The sequence below is a fragment of the Phreatobacter sp. genome (assembly GCF_027532945.1).
Taxonomy (GTDB): domain Bacteria; phylum Pseudomonadota; class Alphaproteobacteria; order Rhizobiales; family Phreatobacteraceae; genus Phreatobacter.
In genome coordinates this window covers 294,104-311,561 of sequence record NZ_JAPZTZ010000003.1, presented here as the reverse complement: position 1 = coordinate 311,561, position 17,458 = coordinate 294,104, and the positions used below count along the sequence as shown (strand labels likewise).

Below are 17,458 nucleotides of genomic sequence, written 5' to 3'. Positions count from 1 at the left end.
CGGTCAGCGCGTGAGGCGCTCCAGCACCGGCCGCCAGCGGGCATTCTCGGAGCGGATCAGCGCGCCGAAGGCCGCGGGCGTGTTGGCCGCGCCCGCCGGCACCGAGGCGCCGAGCTCCTCGAAGCGGCGGATCAGGCCTGGATCGTCGAGCGCCGTGGTGAGCGCGGCATGGACCTCCGCCACGACGGTCTGCGGTGTGCCGCGCGGGAAGAGCAGTCCGTTCCAGACCTCGACCGACAGGTCGGGAAAGCCCTGTTCGGCGGCGGAGGGCAGGTCCGGCAGGACGGGCGAGCGCGTCGCCGCCATCAGCGCCACGCCCTGGATATGGCCGGAGCGGATCAGCGGCGCGATGCTGGTGAGCTGGTCGCAGGCAAAGTCGATCTGGCCCGCGGCGAGGTCGTTCAGCGCCGGGGCCGTGCCGCGATAGGCGATGGAGACGGGTGCTGCGCCGGTCCCCCGGTTGAACAGCTCGCAGGCGACCTGCGACGTCGCCCCGAGCCCGGCATGGCCGAAGGACAGGCGATTGCCGCTTCCCGCCACGAAATCGCGGAACTCGCGCAGCGATGACGCCGGCAGGCCCTTGCGCGCCGCGATGACCATGGGCGCATTGGCGATGAGCCCGATCGGCACGAAATCGGCGAGCGGGTCATAGCCTGCCTGCGGATTGAGGATCGGGGTGAGCGCATGGGTCGCCATCTGCCCGAGCACCATGGTCGTGCCGTCCGGGCGCGCCCGCGCCGCCCGCAGCGTGCCGGTCGCGCCGCCGGCTCCCGCGAAATTCTCGACGATCACGGCGCGGCCGAGATGGCGGGCCATGCCGTCGGCGGCCAGCCGCGCGACGATGTCGGTCGGCCCGCCGGCGGCAAAGGGCACGATGAGCGTGATGCGGCCGGTCTCCGCCCGTGTCGCGCTCGCGGTGGCGGGAAGGGCGAGGGCAGCGCCGGCGAGGAGGGCGCGGCGGGAGAACGTCACTGCGTGGCGAGCCATGGCCTGTCCTTACCTGTGGGTGTGCGGGTCTTGAGCGATGCCTTGACGGTGCGCGCGGCATAGGCGGTGGCGACCAGCAGCGCGCAGCCGGTGAGGTTGATGAGGGCGGTCGCGGCGATGCCACGGCCGATGAGGTCCAGCGCGACGCCCGCCAGCGCCGCAAGCACGATGCCGGTGAGGAAGGTCGTCAGCGATTGCTGGCCGACCACGAGGACGGGCTTCAGCGGGCCGTCGTAGAGCGAGGACCGCCGGCTCGCGAGCAGGGCGGCGAAGAGCCAGGCGAGCAGCAGCACATGGGCGAGCCGCAGCGGGTGGAGGGTCGAGATCGCCTCCGCCGGATAGATCGCCCGGTAGAGCTCGCCGAGCACCGGGAAGGCGGCGTGAGCCCCCCAGAAGGTCAGCGGGATGCAGGCGAGGATGATCGCCCCCGCAACGGCGATGCGGGCCGGCGTTGCCCGCGGCGGGGTGAGCCACCCGGCCGTCGTGGCATAGCCGAGGAAGAACAGGAACTGCCAGGCGAGCGGGTCGAAATACCAGAGCTTGGTGCCCGCCGGGTTCGCCGGAAGGTTCAGCGGCACGACCTGCACGACGAGCCAGAGGCCCGCCGACAGGCCGAGGACCAGCCAGCGCGAGGCGCCGGCGACGAGACTCATCAGCGGCACGGCGGCGAGCAGCACGATGTAGAGCGGCAGGATGTCGAAGAAGTCCGGCACGTAGCGCAGCGTCATCAGCGCGAGGGCCGCCTCCAGCGGAGCGCCAACGGGATAGGCGAGGCTGTAGCGGGCGGCATAGGCGTCCCCGCCGAGCCAGGCGTCGATCGAGAGCATCAATGCGGCAAACCCACCGAACGTCAGCACTTGGGCGAGCCAGAGCTGCCAGACCCGCTTGCCGATCCGCCGCGTGCCGGCGAGCCAGCCGTCACGCTGGAAGGTGCCGCCGAAGGCGATGCCGCAGGCAAGCCCCGAGCAGAGGACGAAGGCTTCGGCCCCTGAGGAAAAGCCCATCCGGGCCGGGATGAATTCGGCCCAGAGGTTGCCCGGAACATGGGCGACGAAAATGATGAGCATGGTGAGGCCGCGGGCGAGGTCGATCCTCGCGTCGCGACCCCGCGCCTTGGGTTCGGCTGTGCCGGGAGCCGGGCTCATCGGCTCTCCTCGAAGCGCTCGAAGACGATCGCCGCGAGATAGCCGTAGATGGCGTGGCCGACGAGGCTCATGAAGGAGAGCACCGGCACGTCGTGGAGCAAGAAGGACTGGCCTGCGAGAGGGGCAAAGAAGCCGAGCGCGATGAAATAGGTCGCAACGCCCCAGATCCATCCCGCCGCCGTGACACCCAGCCAGGGCAGGGCGCGCGACAGGATGTAGTAGCCGATCGGATAGAAGATGAGGCCGGTGAGCCCGTGCAGGAACTCGGCCATCGGGTTGCTGATGGTCAGCCCGAGCTGGTGCTGGAACAGCGACTTGACCAGCTCTGGCGGCTGCAGCGGAAAGCCCGCGGCCCAATGCGTTGCGGTGGCGGAGAAGAATTCCCAGAAGCCGAGGCCGGCGGCGCCGCCGAGGAACAGGTTCCACAGCGTGCGGGCTGAAGGCACGGCGGGAAAGGCGATCAAGGCACTGGGCTTGGCGGCGGTGGCGGTCTGCATGGCGTCGGTTCCCCCTGGTTGGACGCGATGTTCCGGTTTCGCCGGCAAGAGGCTGGATGTTACGGGGCCCCGTTCACGGGTGCGTGACGAGGGGGAAGCCGGCCACCGCCCCCGGAAGAACGGCCGAATGGCCAGGGAGCCGCGAAAGCTGCGAGGCTCGCCGCCCCTCCCGTCTGCGAAAGCCGCCGATGTTCCGCAAAGTCCTGATCGCCAACCGCGGCGAAGTCGCGATCCGCATCGCCCATGCGCTTGCCGAGCTCGGCATCGGCTCGCTCGCCGTCTACGGCGCGGATGACGCCGACTGCCTGCATGTGACGCGCGCCGATGCCGCGGTGGCTTTGCCCGGTCGCGGCGCCGCGGCCTATCTCGACGGCGATGCCATCGTCGCTGCGGCCAAGGCGGGTGGCTGCGACGCGGTCCATCCCGGCTACGGCTTCCTGTCGGAGAATGCCGGGTTCGCCCGCGCCTGCGCGGCCGCTGGGCTCACCTTCATCGGCCCGAAGCCGGAAACCCTCGCGCTCTTCGGCAACAAGGCCGCGGCCCGTCGCCTCGCCGCCGAGGCCGGCGTGCCGCTTGCCGCCGGTACCACCGGCATCACCTCGCTCGCGGAGGCCGAGGCCTTCATGGCGGGGCAGGGGGGCCGCCCGGTCATGGTCAAGGCGCTCGCCGGCGGGGGCGGACGCGGCATGCGCGTCGTCGAGAGCCCTGCCGGCCTTGCCGAGGCCTTCGCCCGCGCGGCCTCGGAGGCGCAGGCAAGCTTCGGCGCCGATGGCCTCTATGTCGAGGAACTGATCCGGCCGGCCCGCCATGTCGAGGTGCAGATCCTCGGCGACCATACCGGTGCCATCCGCCACCTCCACGAACGCGAATGCAGCCTGCAGCGCCGCCACCAGAAGCTCGTCGAGATCGCCCCCGCCCCAGGGCTCGATCCGGCCCTGCGCGACCGCATCCTCGATGCCGCGGTGACCCTCGCCCGCGCCGGCGGCGTCACGACGCTGACCACGATGGAATTCCTCGTCGACCCGGCAGCGGGCCGCTTCGTCTTCATGGAGGCCAATCCGCGCCTGCAGGTCGAGCACACCGTCACCGAGGAGGTGACCGGCATCGATCTCGTGAAGACGCAGATCCGCCTCGCCGCGGGGCAGTCGCTCGCCGATCTGGGCCTGGCCGGCGCGCCGCCCGCCCCGCGCGGCACGGCCGTGCAGGTGCGCGTCAACATGGAGCGGATGGCGGCGGATGGCAGCGCCACGCCGACCGGCGGCACGCTTGCCGCCTTCGATCCACCGGGAGGGCCGGGCATCCGCGTCGAGACCTATGGGCGCAGCGGCTATCGCACCTCCACCGGCTACGATTCCCTCCTCGCCAAGGTCATCGCCCATGCGCCCGATGGCGGCTGGCCCGAGGCCGCGGCGCGCTGCGCCCGGGCCTTGAGCGAGTTCCGCATCGAGGGGGTCGAGACCAACACCGCCGTGCTCCAGGCGCTCCTTGCCGATCCGGACGTGCTCGCCGGCCGGGCCGACACCACCTTTGTCGAGCGCCATGCGGCGGCCCTCGTCGCCGCGCCGCGCGTGACCCGCTTCGCCGCCGCTTCCGCCAGCGCCACGGCCGCCAAGACCGTCGCCACCGGTCCCGCCGGGACCGAACCGGTCATCGCCCCGATGAGCGGCCGGATCGTCTCCATCGCCGTTGCCGAGGGCGATGCGGTCGCCGCCGGCCGTGAGGTCGCCGTCATCGAGGCGATGAAGATGGAGCACGTCGTCGTTGCCGACCGGGCGGGCTTCGTCCGTGGCCTCGCCTTCGCCGCGGGCGATCAGGCCGATGCCGGCGATCCGCTGGTCTTCATCGAACCCGCCGATGTCGCCGCCGATGGTCCCGGCGACACCGGCGAGGAGGCCGCCGGCTCCATCCGCGCCGACCTTGCGGAGGTCCTCGACCTCCACGACGCGCTCCAGGATCACCGTCGCCCCAAGGCCGTCGCCCGCCGCCGCAAGACCGGCCAGTGCACGGCGCGCGAGAACATCGCCGACCTCTGCGATCCCGGCAGCTTCATCGAATACGGCGCGCTCGCTCTCGCCGCCCAGCGCCGCCGTCGCAGCCTTGAGGAGCTGCGCGAGATGAGCCCGGCGGACGGCCTCATCTGCGGCCTCGGTACGGTCAATGCCGGCCTTTTCGGCGAGGAGGGCGGCCGCTGCATGGCGATGACCTATGACTACACGGTCTTCGCCGGCACCCAGGGCTTCATGAACCACAAGAAGATGGACCGGATGTTCCGCCTCGCCGAGGAGCAGCGCCTGCCCATCGTCGTCTTTGCCGAGGGTGGCGGCGGCCGTCCCGGCGAGACCGACTATATGGGCGTCGCGGGCCTGGACGTGCCGACCTTCCGGATGCTCGCCGGCCATAGCGGCCGGGCGCCGACCATCGCCATCGTCTCGGGCCGTTGCTTCGCCGGCAATGCCGCTGTCGCCGGCTGCTGCGACGTCATCATCGCCACCGAAAACGCCAATCTCGGCATGGGCGGCCCGGCCATGATCGAGGGCGGCGGTCTCGGCGTCTTCTCGCCGGAAGAGGTCGGCCCGGTCGGCGTGCAGGAGCCGAACGGCGTCATCGACATCCTTGTCGCCGACGAGGCGGAGGCGGTGGCCGCCGCCAAGCGCTACCTCGCCTATTTCCAGGGTCCGGTTGCCGGCTGGACCGCGGCCGATCAGGACCGGTTGCGCCGCGCCATCCCCGCAAACCGGCTGCGCGCCTATGACGTGCGCGCCGTCATCGATCTTCTTTGCGACGAGGGCTCGGTGCTGGAACTCCGGCCCCGCCACGGCATCGGCATGATCACCGCGCTGGTGCGGATCGCCGGCAAGCCCATAGGCCTCATCGCCAACAATCCCCGCCATCTCGGTGGCGCCATCGATGCTGAGGCTGCCGAAAAGGGCGCGCGGTTCATGGATCTCTGCGAGACCCATGGCCTGCCGATCCTCTCCCTCTGCGACACGCCGGGCTTCATGGTCGGCCCGCCGGCCGAGGAGACGGCGCTGGTGCGCCGCGTCTCCCGCATGTTCCTGTCGGGCGCAGCGCTCACCGTGCCGCTGATGACCGTGGTGCTGCGCAAGGGCTATGGCCTCGGCGCGCAGGCCATGGCTGCCGGTTCGTTCCAGGCGCCGGTCTTCATCGTCTCCTGGCCGACCGGCGAATTCGGCGGCATGGGGCTGGAAGGCGCCGTGCGCCTTGCCTATCGCAACGAACTCGCGGCGATCGAAGACCCGGCGGAGCGCGAGGCCACCTATCGCCGGCACGTCGACGCGCTCTATGAGAAGGGCAAGGCCACCAGCATGGCCGCCTTCCTCGAGATCGACGCGGTCATCGATCCCGCCGACACGCGCCACTGGATCCTCAGGGCCCTTGCCTCGGCAGCGCCCGCGGCCCGGCCGGAGGGCAAGCGCCGCCCCTTCGTGCCGGCCCGCTGACACCGGCGGCTTGAGCCGGCGGCAGGGTCGTGGCACTGTCCGGCCCGAGCAGTGCCCGCCCCGGCGGGTGAAACGGGAATGCGGTGAGGGGTTTCCCGAAGCCGCGGCTGCCCCCGCAACTGTAGGCGACGAGCCCTTGCCGTGAGCCACTGGCCGAAAGGCCGGGAAGGATGGCGGGGCGCCCCTAGTCGCGAGCCAGGAGACCGGCTGCTCATATCGCTGCTGATGGACGCAAGCCGGCGGGGAGCACGGGTTGCGCGCTGGCGAGGCCGAATGCCGGGCCTCGACCGTCAGGGCTGGCATCTGGCGCCGCGGCGCCGGGACATTGCATCGTGACCACCACCCCATCCCCTGACCGTCCCGCCGGGCCGGTCATCGTCACCGTCTGCACATCCTGCCGCAGCGCCGGCAGCGACCTCGCCGATGCGCCCGGCCGCCGGCTCTACGAGGCCGTGGCGAGCGCCGCCGAGGGAACGGACTGCCGCGTTCGGCCGACCCAATGCCTCAGCGTCTGCAAGCGCATCTGCACGGTGTCGCTGTCGGCCGCCGGTGGCTACACCTTCGTCTTCGGCGACCTCGATCCCGAACGCGACGCCGGTGACGTCGTCGCCATGGCCAGGGCCTGCGCCGAGGCCCCCCACGGCTTCGTTCCCTGGCGCGACCGGCCGGAGGCGATGCGCCGCGGCATCATCGCCCGCGTGCCGCCGCCGGACTGGTCGCCGGACGATGGCGGCGCCCCGGCTTGAGCCGATCCCCCGACGCCCCGCGTCCGGAGATCAAGCATCTCCGGACGCGGGGCGTGACGAAACGCCGTTCTCCTCCGGCGGGCCCGGGGCTGGCACCCCGGCGGGTGCCCGGCTAGGCTCGCCGGCAGCTTCCGCACGAGGTCACCCCCGCATGCCGCATCCGGCGCCCGATGCCGTCTTCGCCAGCAAGCCGCGCCTGCGCTGGCTCGAGGACGACGCGCTGAACGGCGAGCCGGATGCCGCGGCGCTTGACCCCGAACTGACCCCGGACGAGGCCTTTTTCGTCCGCAACAACGGCGATATGCCCGCCATCGGCGCCCCCGAGGCCTGGCGTCTGGAGGTGACCGGCGAGGTACGCCAGCCGTTGTCCCTCAGCCTTACCGACCTCGCCCGCGACTTTCCCGTCGTAGACCTGAGCGCTGTCCTCGAATGCGCCGGCAACGGCCGCGCCTTCCTCTCGCCGCCCGTCTCCGGCGCGCAATGGCGTGATGGCGCCGTCGGCTGCGCCCGCTGGACGGGTGTGCGGATGCGCGACGTCCTGCAGCGGGCGGGACTTACCGAAGCGGCCGTCTACACCGCCCATCACAGCCCCGATCGCAGCCTCACGGCGCCTGGCAAGCCCGCCCTGTCGCGCGGCATTCCCATCGCCAAGGCGCTCGCCCCCGAAACGCTTCTCGCCTTCGCCATGAATGGCGCACCGCTGCCAGCTCTTCATGGTGGACCGCTGCGGGTGGTCGTGCCCGGCTATCCCGGATCGGCCTGGCAGAAATGGCTGGACCGCCTCGAGATCCGCGACCGCGAGCATGACGGCGAGAAGATGCGCGGCACGGATTACCGGCTTCCCGTGACGCCTCTCGGGCCGGGCGAGGCCGTCGATCCGGCCGGTTTCGCCGTGATCACCGACATGCCCGTGAAGTCGCTGATCACCACGCCAGCGGCGGGCTTCACCCATGGGTCCAAAGCCCCGCTCGCCGTCGCGGGCTGGGCCTGGTCGGGCGCGACGCCCGTCGCGGGCGTGCGCGTCTCCGCCGATGGCGGCGCCAGCTGGACCGAGGCGAATCTGGCACCGACCGGCGAACCCTTCGCCTGGCGCCGCTTCTCGGCCGCGCTGACCGTTACCAGAGGGCCCGTGACGCTCGTCGCCGTGGCCCGGGACCTCGCTGGTCGCGAGCAACCGCTCGATACCGCGCCCTGGAACCCGCGCGGCTACTGCAACAACCTCGCCCACCGGGTCGCGGGCGTGGCGGCCTGAGGGCCGACAAAACCGCCTCGCGGTAGCGTGTTGCTGTGCGTGAATGTGCTGATTGATCGTTTTGACCGTTTGGCCGATACCGGCTAGTGGAAAGCCGCTGCCGGCCAATCGCCGAGGCGGTCCTTCTCGACGCGAAAGTGCCCGACCTTGCTGCCGAAATTCCGCTCCCTCTGGCTCCCGGCGCTGGTCGTCCTCGGCATGTCCGCGGCCGCCTCCGGCGCCCAGGCCGTCGATCTGTCCTTCTTCGGCCGCCTTTTCGGCTCGTCGAAGCCGGCCGAATCGCCGGCGGAGGCGCCTGATCGCGTCACCCGCGTCGACGGCCGGTTCCGCATCTCCGAGGCTGACTGGTCGACCTTCGTGCTCACCAAGGTCGAGCCCCGCAGCTTCCGCGAACAGATCCTCACCGAAGGCCGTCTCGCGATCGACGAGAACAGCGCCGTCCCGGTCATCTCGCCCTATGCCGGCCGCACCACCCGCGTGCCGGTCATCGCCGGCGACGTGGTGCGCCGCGGCCAGCCGCTGCTGTTCATGCTCGCCAACGAAATGGTGCAGACCCAGAACGAGTTCGTCGCCGCCATCTCCAATCTCGACAAGGCGGTCGCGCAACTCCGCCTCGCCGAGATCAACGAGAAGCGCCAGAACGATCTTCTGGCGGGCCGGGCGGCGCCGCAGCGCGACGTCGACCAGGCCCGTGCCGACCTCGACAATGCCCGCGCCGACCATCGCGCGGCCGTGACGGGGCTGGAGGCCCTCGAGAACCGCCTGCGCCTTTTCGGCAAGACCGATGCCGAGATCGCCAGCTTCCGCGCCGATCGCCGCATCAACCCGGAGATCGCGATCCCTGCGCCCGCCGACGGCACCGTCGTCACGCGGCGCGTCAGCCCAGGCCAGTTCCTCTCCGGCGGCGGCGAACCGGTTTTCGTCATCGACGATCTCGACACGCTCTGGCTCAACATCTTCGTCCGCGAGGAGGATGTGCCGCGCGTGCGCCGCGGTGCGCCGGTCGAGTTCCGCATCATCGCCCTGCGCAATCAGGCCTTCGCCGCCCGCCTCGACTTCATCAGCGCCAGCATTGACGCGACCTCGAAGCGGCTTCTCGTCCGAGCAACGGTCGACAATCCGCAGGGCGTGCTGAAGCAGCAGATGTTCGCCAGCGTGACGATCCAGGTGGGCCAGGCGGTGACGGCGCCCGCCGTGCCCCGCAACGCCCTCATCTACGAAGGCCCCATCGCCCGCCTCTGGGTCGCCCATCCCGACAAAACGGCGGAGCTTCGCCGCGTCACGCCGGGCATCACCGACGGTGATCAGGTGCAGATCGTCGAGGGCGTTAGGGTTGGCGAGGAGGTCGTCGTCCGGGGGGCGCTCTTCATCGACCAGATGACCGCCGCCTTCCGCCGCTGACCGGGCCGGGATCATGAACAAGATCTTCGAGTTCGCCCTGACGCAGCGGATCCTGATGGTCCTGCTCGCCGGCGTCCTGTGCCTCGCCGGCTCGATTGCCTTCATGCGGCTCAACATCGAGGCCTATCCTGACCCGGTGCCGCCGATGGTGAACGTCATCACCCAGGCGCCAGGGCTCTCCTCCGAGGAGATCGAGCGCTACATCACCGTGCCGATCGAATCGGTCACCGCGGGCCTGCAGAACCTCAGGCTGATCCGCACGACCTCCGTCTTCGGCCTGTCGGACGTGAAGCTGCAGTTCACCTATGACGTCACCTACGAGGTGGCGCTCCAGCGCGTCCTGAACCAGCTGTCGCTGCTCTCCGGCCTGCCGAACGGCGCCCAGCCGCAGATCTCCCCGCTCAGCCCCATCGGCGAAATCTTCCGATACCGGCTCGTCGGGCCGCCCGACTATTCCGTCACCGATCTCAACACCCTGCAGAACTGGGTGCTTCAGCGCCGCTTCCGCTCCATCCCCGGCGTCGTCGACGCCATCGGCTGGGGCGGCAAGAGCAAGGCCTATGAGGTCACCGTCGATTTCAACAAGCTGCTCGCCTATGGCCTGACCATGCCGCAGCTGATGACGGCGCTGCAGAACTCCAACCAGAATGTCGGCGGCAACACCGTGTCGCTCGGGGCGCAATCCGGCGTCATCCGCGGCGTCGGCCTCATCTCTTCGATCGAGGACATTGCGGACACCTTCGTCGCCAATGCCGGCACGACCCCCGTCCGCGTGCGCGACATCGCCACGGTCTCCATCGGCCACAAGACGCGCCTCGGCATTGCCGGCCAGAACAACGACGACGACATTGTCCAGGGCATCGTCCTCATGCGCCGCGGCGAGCAGAGCCGCCCGACCATCGAGCGCGTCCTCGCCGAGGTGGCCCGGATCAACAACGGCGGCGTGCTGCCGCCCGGTGTCAGGATCGAGCGCATCTACGACCGCAAGGAACTCATCGACATCACCACCCATACGGTGCTGCACAGCGCGTCCTTCGGCATCGCGCTGATCTTCATCGTGCAGTGGCTGTTCCTCGGCAATTTCCGCTCGGCGGTCATTGTTGCGCTGACCATTCCCTTCGCGCTCGCCTTCGCCGTGACGTTCATGGTCGTGAGGGGGGAATCCGCCAACCTTCTCTCGGTCGGCGCGGTCGATTTCGGCCTCATCGTCGATGCCGCGGTCATCATGACCGAGAACATCTTCCGCATGCTCTCCGAACGAAGTCACGAGAAGGAGAAGCACGGGATCAAGGAGGATGCCGCCACCGACCTGCGCGGCCGCATCCACACGATCCTGACCGCCTCCAATCAGGTGGGCACGGCGATCATCTTCTCCTGCCTCATCATTGTGACGAGCTTCCTGCCGCTCTTCACCATGCAGGGCGTCGAAGGGCACATCTTCTCGCCCATGGCGAAGACCTATGCCTATGCGCTCTCGGGCGGCCTGATCTGCGCCTTCTTCGTCACGCCGGCCCTCGCCGTCTTCCTGCTGCGGGGGCACCTGTCCGAGAAGGAAACCTTCATCGTTCGCGGCATCCGCGCCGTCTACGAGCCGATGCTCGCCCGGGCCGTGGCGCATCGCGGCATCACCATGGTCTGCGCAGTCGTTCTGCTCGCCGTGTCGCTGCTCGCCGGCCGCACCCTGGGACTCGAATTCCTGCCGAAGCTGGAAGAGGGCAACCTCTGGATCCGCGCCACCCTCAATCCGACCATCTCGCTGGAGGAGGGCAACCTCTACGCCAATCGCATCCGGCGGGTGATCGCAAGCTATCCGGAAGTGCAGAGCGTCGTCTCCCAGCAGGGCCGCACCGACGACGGCACCGAAGTCGCCGGCTTCAACAATGTCGAGTTCTTCACGCCCCTCAAGCCGCCTGAGCAATGGCGCCAGGGCGTCGACAAGAACAAGCTCGTCGAGCAGATGCTCGCGCGGCTCTCGCGGGAATTCCCCGGCGTCGACTTCAACTTCTCGCAATATCTCGAGGACAACGTCTCCGAGGCCGCCTCGGGCGTGAAGGGCGAGAACGCCATCAAGCTCTTCGGCAACAATCTCGAGGTCGCCACCGAACAGGCCGAGAGGGTGCGCCGCGTCCTCGCCAGCGTGCGCGGCATCGACGACCTCGCCGTCTTCACCGTGCTCGGCCAGCCGACGCTGACCATCCGCATCGACCGGCTCGCCGCCGGGCGCTACGGCCTCAGCCCCGGTGACATCAACACCGCGATCCGGACCGCCATCGGCGGCGACACGCCCGGTGACTTCTTCGAGCCCGGTAGCGACCGGCGCTTCCCCATCATCGTCCGCCTCGCGCCAGAGTTCCGCCAGAGCCCCGAGGCCATCCTCAACCTGCGCATCGGCGCAGTGGATGCGTCCGGGACGGTCACGCAGATCCCGCTCAGCGAAGTGGCGTCCGTCAACCTCGTCTCCGGTGCCGCCGCCATTTATCGCGAGCAGCAGCAGCGCTACATCCCGATCCGCTTCTCCGTGCGCGACCGCGACCTTGGATCGGCGATTCAGGAGGCGCAGACCAAGATGGCCGAGCAGGTCCAACTGCCCGCCGGCATGCGTATGGAATGGGCCGGGGAGTTCGAGAACCTGCAGAACGCCATCGCCCGCCTCCAGGTGGTCGTGCCGATCACCCTGCTGCTCATCGCCTTCCTGCTCTTCGCCAACTTCAACTCCATTGTCGACACGCTGCTCGCGCTTTCGGTCGTGCCGCTTGCCATGGTCGGCGGCATCTTCTCGCTGGTGCTGACCGGCACGCCCTTCGGCGTCTCCGCCGCCATCGGCTTCATCGCGCTGGTCGGCGTGTCGGTGATGGAGGGCATCATCGTCATCTCCTATTTCAACAGCCTTGTCGGGGCGGGTCGCGATCGCATCGAGGCGGCGATCGAATGCGGCAGGGTCCGCATGCGGCCGGTGCTCATCACCTGCGTCGCAGCTTGCGTCGGCCTGCTGCCGGCGGCGCTCAACACCGGCATCGGCAGCCAGGTGCAGCGCCCGCTCGCCTTCGTCGTGGTGGGCGGTATCCTGGTCGCTCCCTTCCTCATCCTCATCATCCTCCCGGCGCTGATCGCGCTCGTGTCGCGCCGTCAGCGAGACGAGAGCGAGGTGGTGACATGAGCCTGGGGATCGCCTTGTCGCGCGGCATTCTGCCGTTTGACTTCGCCGGCCGACAGGCGTTGGTGGCGGTCATGTCGCGAGCCTGTTCATGAACCGCCAGCTGCCTCCCCGTCGTTCCCGCTGGGCCGGCGCATCGCTGATTGCGCTGGCGGTGGCGGCCCTGGCCGCGGGCTTCGTCGCGCCCGCCATCGCCGAGGGCACGCAGCCACGCTCCGCCCAGGGCAGCCGGCCGCCGGCCGCCCCCGTCGGCATCACCACGCTGGAGGCGGCGCTCGCCCGCGCCTTCGCGACCAATCCCGACATCCAGGCCCAGCGCGGCCAGGTGCGCGCCACCGCCGAGAGCATCGCCCAGGCGCGTGCGGCCGGCCTGCCGCAGGTCAGCGCCACGGCCTATGCCGGCGTTCTGGCCACCCGTGAAACCTTGCGTGGGACGCCCACCAACACGATCAACAGCGCCACCGTCGGCATGCGCGGCGTCGGTCTCGTCGCCACCCAAAGTCTTTTCGACGGCGGCCGCACACAGAACTCCGTGATCCAGGCTCAGCGGCTTACCGAAGGGCAAAGGCAGCAGTTGCGCGCCGTTGAGCAGTCGATTCTTCTGGATGTCGCGGCCAGCTATGTCGCCGTGCTCACGGGACATGCGCTCGTCGACGTGCAACGGCGCAACATCGGCTTTCTCAACACCACGCTGAGCAGCGCAAGAACGCGCCTGTCTTCCGGTGTCGCGACCCCGACCGACGTGGCCCAGGCTGAAGCACGCCTCAGCCGCGGGCAGGCGGACTTGGCCGCCGCTGAGGCCGACCTGCAGATCGCCCGCGACCGTTTCGCCCGTCTGGTGGGCGCTCCGGCGGCGAACCAGCTCCGCCCGGTCCGTTCGCTCGACGCCTTGCTGCCGTCCAGTCGCGATTCATCCCGCGATCTTGCGGGAACCGGCAATCCCGCGGTTTTGGCAGCCACGGAGCAGGTGCGTGCGGCCGACGCCGCCGTGCGGATCGCACAGGGCCAAATGCTGCCGCAACTTTCGATGCAAGGCGCAGTGGCTCGTGATCTCGACACGGACGCCAGCACGCGGCGCACCGACAGCGCCCAGTTGACCGGTCGTCTGACAGTGCCGCTCTATGCCGGCGGAGGGCCGGAGGCGCAGGTTCGCCAGGCTCAGGAGCTCCTTGGAGCAGCCCGCCTTCAGCTGGACTCTGCGCGTCTTCAGGCGCGCTCGGCCGCCTATGCCGGCTACACTGCCTATCTGAGCGCGGGCGCAACGATCCGTGCGGCGACGACGGAGTCGAAGGCGGCAGAGGTCAGTGTCGACGGCATGCAGAAGCAGGTCGAGGCGGGCGTGCGCACCCTCGTCGAGCTCCTGAACGCTCAGCAGGACCTCACCATCGCCCGCGGCCGCCTGATCCAGGCGCAGGGCGACCGGATTGTCGCGACCTTCAGCATCCTGGCCGCCACGGGACGCCTTGAACCGGCGCGGCTCGGCATCGCCAGCCTTGTGCCGGCGGGGCAGCCGGTGGCACCGGCGCGGTCGGACTGGGAGGTGCGCGGCGATGCCTGGCGTGACCTGCGTGTCGTGCCGCCGGCCGAGACGCCGCGGCGCTGACGGCCGGACGCGTCAGTCTTCGTCGTCGACCGGTTCCGGTTCGATCACCGCATAGGCGAGCCGCGATGGCACGCCGCCGCGAACCGCGGGCGGCGCAAAGGCATAGCCCTCCGCTTCGAGATCCGGAACGAGGTCGCGAAGGCGCGCGAGCATCGCGCGGTCGGACGGGTGCCAGACGAGAAGCGCGCCCTCGCGCGCGAGGCGCTCGCGGCTGATCCACGGCGAGATGCGGAAATCGCCGTCGAGCAGGATCTGCGGCCTGGAATTGGCATAGAAGGCGATGTTGCCGGCGTGCCAACGCTCGCCGACGACGATGCGCAGCGGCAGCGCGGTGCGCTCCTTCCAGCGCGCCTCGAGTTCCGTGGCAAGGGCCCGGGCCGGATAGAGCGTCGGCACGACGGCCGCCCCCCAGGCGAGGCGCAGGTGGTGATGGCCGGCATTGATGATCGGCAGCGCCACGACCATGGTGAGGGCGATGACGGCGGCAACCCTCAGCCGGCCGATACGCAGGACAGGGCCTGCAATCAGGACAGCGGCGATGCCGGAAAAGGCGAAGAGCGCGGTGCCGCGACCCTGGCGGAACTCGCCCCCGACGATGAGATTGGTGAGCAGGGCGATCAGGATTGGCGCGAAGGCCATGGCGAGCAGTATGGCCCGCTCTCGCTCGGCCACAGGCCGTTCCTCGATGATGAGCTCGGTTGCGGGGCGTGCCCGCCCGATCCCGATGCAGAGCACCACCAGCGCGATGAGGCCGCTGTGCTCGACAACCTGCGCCATCAGGAAACTGAAGCAGAACCACAGCCGCATCCCGAACGTGCCGGCCTTGGCGTCGGTCGAGACCGCATGGGCGAGCGAGGAGCCGCCGGCATCGATGATCCAGGCGATGTGGGGTGCCGCCAGCAACAGGCCGAAGACCAGCGCCAGCCAGGGTTCGCGGCGCATCAGCTCCTTACGGCCCTCGGGCGTGCCCAGGGTGAGGACGCCGAGCACGCCGACCAGCAGCAGCACGACATATTTCGCATAGACCGAGACGGCGACGGTGAGCGCCAGGGCAAACCAGAACAGCGGCCGGCGCTGCACCACCGCACGCCACCAGAACAGGCCGGTGAGGGCCCAGAGCGGCGCCGACAGCGTGTCCGGCGTGAAGGTCGCCATGGGCGGGCCGTAATAGTGGATGCCGACCAGCGTCAGCATGCTGGCGATGACGCCGGCTGCGGGCCCGAGGATAGTCCGCGCCAGGCGCCATATGGCAAAGAGCGTCACCAGCGCGCAGATCTGGGCATAGAGATAGGCGAGCCATGCGGCGCGCGGAGCCACGGTCTCGCTCCAGCCGAGGATCCAGGCCTGCAGGGGCGGATGCTTGAAATAGCCCCACTGGAAGCTGCGGCCCCAGAGGAAGCCCTCGATCGTGTCGCGCGGCAGGGTGTGGAAACCAATCGCCGGCGCAACCACCGACAGAACTGCGTGGGTCAGCGCCAGGGTCCAGAAGATGCGACCGCCATGCCGCGCCACCAGCGCAGCCAGCGAGGCCTGAGGAGCCGTCGCGGCCAGCTGGCGCTCCGAGCGCCAAAAAACGGGGGAAACGGGCAACTGATCGGACCGACTTCGCACAATGAAATCGAATGTCGCCTTACGCCTTTCTATGCTGCGTTGCAAACAGTTACACAGCCAAAGCGGGCCCGGGTGTCATCGTCCTGTTGCGAATGACTCGCAGGAAACGTTTGCTCCGATAGCCGCCCTATGGCAGGGCTTTTATCGTTGCGGGTAGGGGTGGCTGATGCGCGACATTTTCAGGGGGGCGGGAGCCCTCGCGCTGACGTCTGGCCTGCTTCTCGGCGCCGCGGCAACGCTGCGGCCCGCCATGGCCGACCAGCCCGAATACAATGGGGCCGGCGTGCCGGTGCCCTCGATCGCGACGTCCCTGCCTTCGGACGGCGATCCGTCCGGCACGCGGCGCTGGCTCGCCGAACGCGGCATCAACTGGAACCTGCTCTACACCAACGACGTCCTCGGCAATGCCGTCGGCGGCCTCAGGCGCGGCGTCATCAACCAGGGCAAGCTCGAGGCGGCGATGCAGGCCGACCTCGAGAAGCTGATGGGCCTCCAGGGCCTCACCTTCTATTCGAATGTCTTTTTCATCCACAACACCGGCCGGATCCGCCGCGACTATGTCGGCGGCCTCAACACCATCGCCGCCATCGAGGCCGTGCCGACGATCCGTCTGTCGGAACTGTGGCTGGAGCAGAAATTCGCCGGTGGCGCCGCCAGCGTCAGGGTCGGTCAGCTGGCCGCCGACACGGAGTTCTTCTTCTCCGCCATGAGCGCGCTCATGCTGCAGAGCGACTGGGCGACCATCGCCGCAGCCAACCTGCAGAGCGGCGGCCCGGCCTATCCGCTCTCCACGCCCGGTGTGCGCCTCAAGATCGATCCGACCCCGAACTGGTCGCTGCTCTTCGCCATCTTCAACGGCAATCCGGCCGGTCCCGGTGCCGGCGACGAGCAGTTGCGCAACCGCTACGGCCTGAACTTCCGTGTCACCGATCCGGCTCTGCTCATGGCCGAGGCGCAGTGGCGGCAGAACCGGGCACCCACCGACACCGGCCTCGCGACCACGATCAAGCTCGGCACCTGGGCGCATCTCGGCCGTTTCAACGATCAGCGCTTTGCCAATGACGGAACGCTGATCGCGAACCCTACCGGGTCCGGAGTGCCGTTGTCCCGGCGCGGCAACTGGGGTCTCTATGCCGTGGTGGACCAACAGATCTATCGCCCGCAGGGCGGCGATGCGGACAGCGGCGTCAGCCTCTACGGCCGTGTCTCCTTCAGCCCTGGCGACCGCAACCTCATCGGCTTTTTCGCTGACGGCGGCATCATCTTCTCCGGCATGATCCCGCATCGCCCGGACGACAAATTCGGGTTCGGCATCGACTATTCGCGCTTCTCCGATCGTGCGCGCGCCTTCGACCGCGATGTTGCCATCTTCACCGGGCTGCCGACGGTGATCCGCGACTACGAGCTCAACCTGGAATTCACCTATCAGGCCCTGGTTAGGCCCGGTCTCACGGTGCAGCCGGTGCTCACCTATGTGATCCACCCCAATGGCGATCCCGGCCGCAACGCACTCGTCGGCGGCATCCGGACCATGGTCCGGTTCTGAACTCCTGCCGACTTCACGACTCGCCTGCCGACGCGGCCGGAAGCGCCGCCGGGAG

The 17,458-nt window shown here is 69.4% G+C and carries 11 protein-coding genes and 1 riboswitch; of the genes, 7 read left to right on the top strand and 4 right to left on the bottom strand.

The features are described from left to right. Positions 1–3 precede the first annotated feature (3 nt). Genes O9344_RS02605 through O9344_RS02595 form a run of 3 tightly spaced genes read right to left on the bottom strand, consistent with a single transcriptional unit; the run spans position 4 to position 2,629 of the window. Positions 4–987: a tripartite tricarboxylate transporter substrate-binding protein gene (locus O9344_RS02605; RefSeq protein WP_298472361.1), complete on the bottom strand. Its 984-nt coding sequence runs from the start codon at positions 985–987 to the stop codon at positions 4–6. Then, positions 969–2,132, bottom strand: a complete 1,164-nt coding sequence (locus O9344_RS02600) for an OpgC domain-containing protein (protein ID WP_298472359.1) — start codon at positions 2,130–2,132, stop codon at positions 969–971. The genes O9344_RS02605 and O9344_RS02600 overlap by 19 nt, the downstream gene beginning before the upstream one ends. Next, entirely contained in the window at positions 2,129–2,629 is a 501-nt protein-coding gene (locus tag O9344_RS02595; RefSeq protein ID WP_298472357.1) for a hypothetical protein, read from the bottom strand. The genes O9344_RS02600 and O9344_RS02595 overlap by 4 nt, the downstream gene beginning before the upstream one ends. 188 nt (positions 2,630–2,817) lie before the next feature. Here O9344_RS02595 and O9344_RS02590 point away from each other — a divergent pair, with 188 nt between their 5' ends. The 6 genes from O9344_RS02590 to O9344_RS02565 all read left to right on the top strand — a co-directional run bounded on the left by O9344_RS02590 (position 2,818) and on the right by O9344_RS02565 (position 14,246). Then, positions 2,818–6,090: a carboxyl transferase domain-containing protein gene (locus O9344_RS02590; protein WP_298472356.1), complete on the top strand. Its 3,273-nt coding sequence runs from the start codon at positions 2,818–2,820 to the stop codon at positions 6,088–6,090. 32 nt (positions 6,091–6,122) lie between these two features. After that, positions 6,123–6,317: riboswitch (cobalamin riboswitch) on the top strand. 105 nt (positions 6,318–6,422) lie between these two features. Then, positions 6,423–6,836: a DUF1636 domain-containing protein gene (locus O9344_RS02585; protein WP_298472354.1), complete on the top strand. Its 414-nt coding sequence runs from the start codon at positions 6,423–6,425 to the stop codon at positions 6,834–6,836. A gap of 151 nt (positions 6,837–6,987) precedes the next feature. Continuing rightward, complete coding sequence (locus O9344_RS02580) at positions 6,988–8,088, top strand: sulfite oxidase (RefSeq protein ID WP_298472351.1); 1,101 nt, start codon at positions 6,988–6,990, stop codon at positions 8,086–8,088. A gap of 147 nt (positions 8,089–8,235) precedes the next feature. After that, positions 8,236–9,489, top strand: a complete 1,254-nt coding sequence (locus tag O9344_RS02575) for an efflux RND transporter periplasmic adaptor subunit (RefSeq protein ID WP_298472349.1) — start codon at positions 8,236–8,238, stop codon at positions 9,487–9,489. Positions 9,490–9,502: 13 nt separating this feature from the next. After that, complete coding sequence (locus O9344_RS02570) at positions 9,503–12,646, top strand: CusA/CzcA family heavy metal efflux RND transporter (RefSeq protein WP_298472347.1); 3,144 nt, start codon at positions 9,503–9,505, stop codon at positions 12,644–12,646. Positions 12,647–12,734: 88 nt separating this feature from the next. Continuing rightward, complete coding sequence (locus O9344_RS02565; RefSeq protein WP_298472345.1) at positions 12,735–14,246, top strand: TolC family outer membrane protein; 1,512 nt, start codon at positions 12,735–12,737, stop codon at positions 14,244–14,246. Positions 14,247–14,258: 12 nt separating this feature from the next. Here the strand turns inward: O9344_RS02565 and O9344_RS02560 are convergent, their stop codons facing one another. Further along, positions 14,259–15,836: a glycosyltransferase family 39 protein gene (locus O9344_RS02560; protein WP_298472343.1), complete on the bottom strand. Its 1,578-nt coding sequence runs from the start codon at positions 15,834–15,836 to the stop codon at positions 14,259–14,261. Positions 15,837–16,023: 187 nt separating this feature from the next. Between O9344_RS02560 and O9344_RS02555 the strand changes: the two genes are divergently transcribed. After that, positions 16,024–17,403, top strand: a complete 1,380-nt coding sequence (locus O9344_RS02555) for a carbohydrate porin (RefSeq protein ID WP_298472342.1) — start codon at positions 16,024–16,026, stop codon at positions 17,401–17,403. Positions 17,404–17,458: the final 55 nt, after the last annotated feature.

Coding starts and splice junctions, on each gene's coding strand:
- O9344_RS02605 (WP_298472361.1), bottom strand. CDS start 987: ATGGCTCGCCACGCAGTGACGTTCTCCCGCCGCGCCCTCCTCGCCGGC.
- O9344_RS02600 (WP_298472359.1), bottom strand. CDS start 2,132: ATGAGCCCGGCTCCCGGCACAGCCGAACCCAAGGCGCGGGGTCGCGAC.
- O9344_RS02595 (WP_298472357.1), bottom strand. CDS start 2,629: ATGCAGACCGCCACCGCCGCCAAGCCCAGTGCCTTGATCGCCTTTCCC.
- O9344_RS02590 (WP_298472356.1), top strand. CDS start 2,818: ATGTTCCGCAAAGTCCTGATCGCCAACCGCGGCGAAGTCGCGATCCGC.
- O9344_RS02580 (WP_298472351.1), top strand. CDS start 6,988: ATGCCGCATCCGGCGCCCGATGCCGTCTTCGCCAGCAAGCCGCGCCTG.
- O9344_RS02570 (WP_298472347.1), top strand. CDS start 9,503: ATGAACAAGATCTTCGAGTTCGCCCTGACGCAGCGGATCCTGATGGTC.
- O9344_RS02565 (WP_298472345.1), top strand. CDS start 12,735: ATGAACCGCCAGCTGCCTCCCCGTCGTTCCCGCTGGGCCGGCGCATCG.
- O9344_RS02555 (WP_298472342.1), top strand. CDS start 16,024: ATGCGCGACATTTTCAGGGGGGCGGGAGCCCTCGCGCTGACGTCTGGC.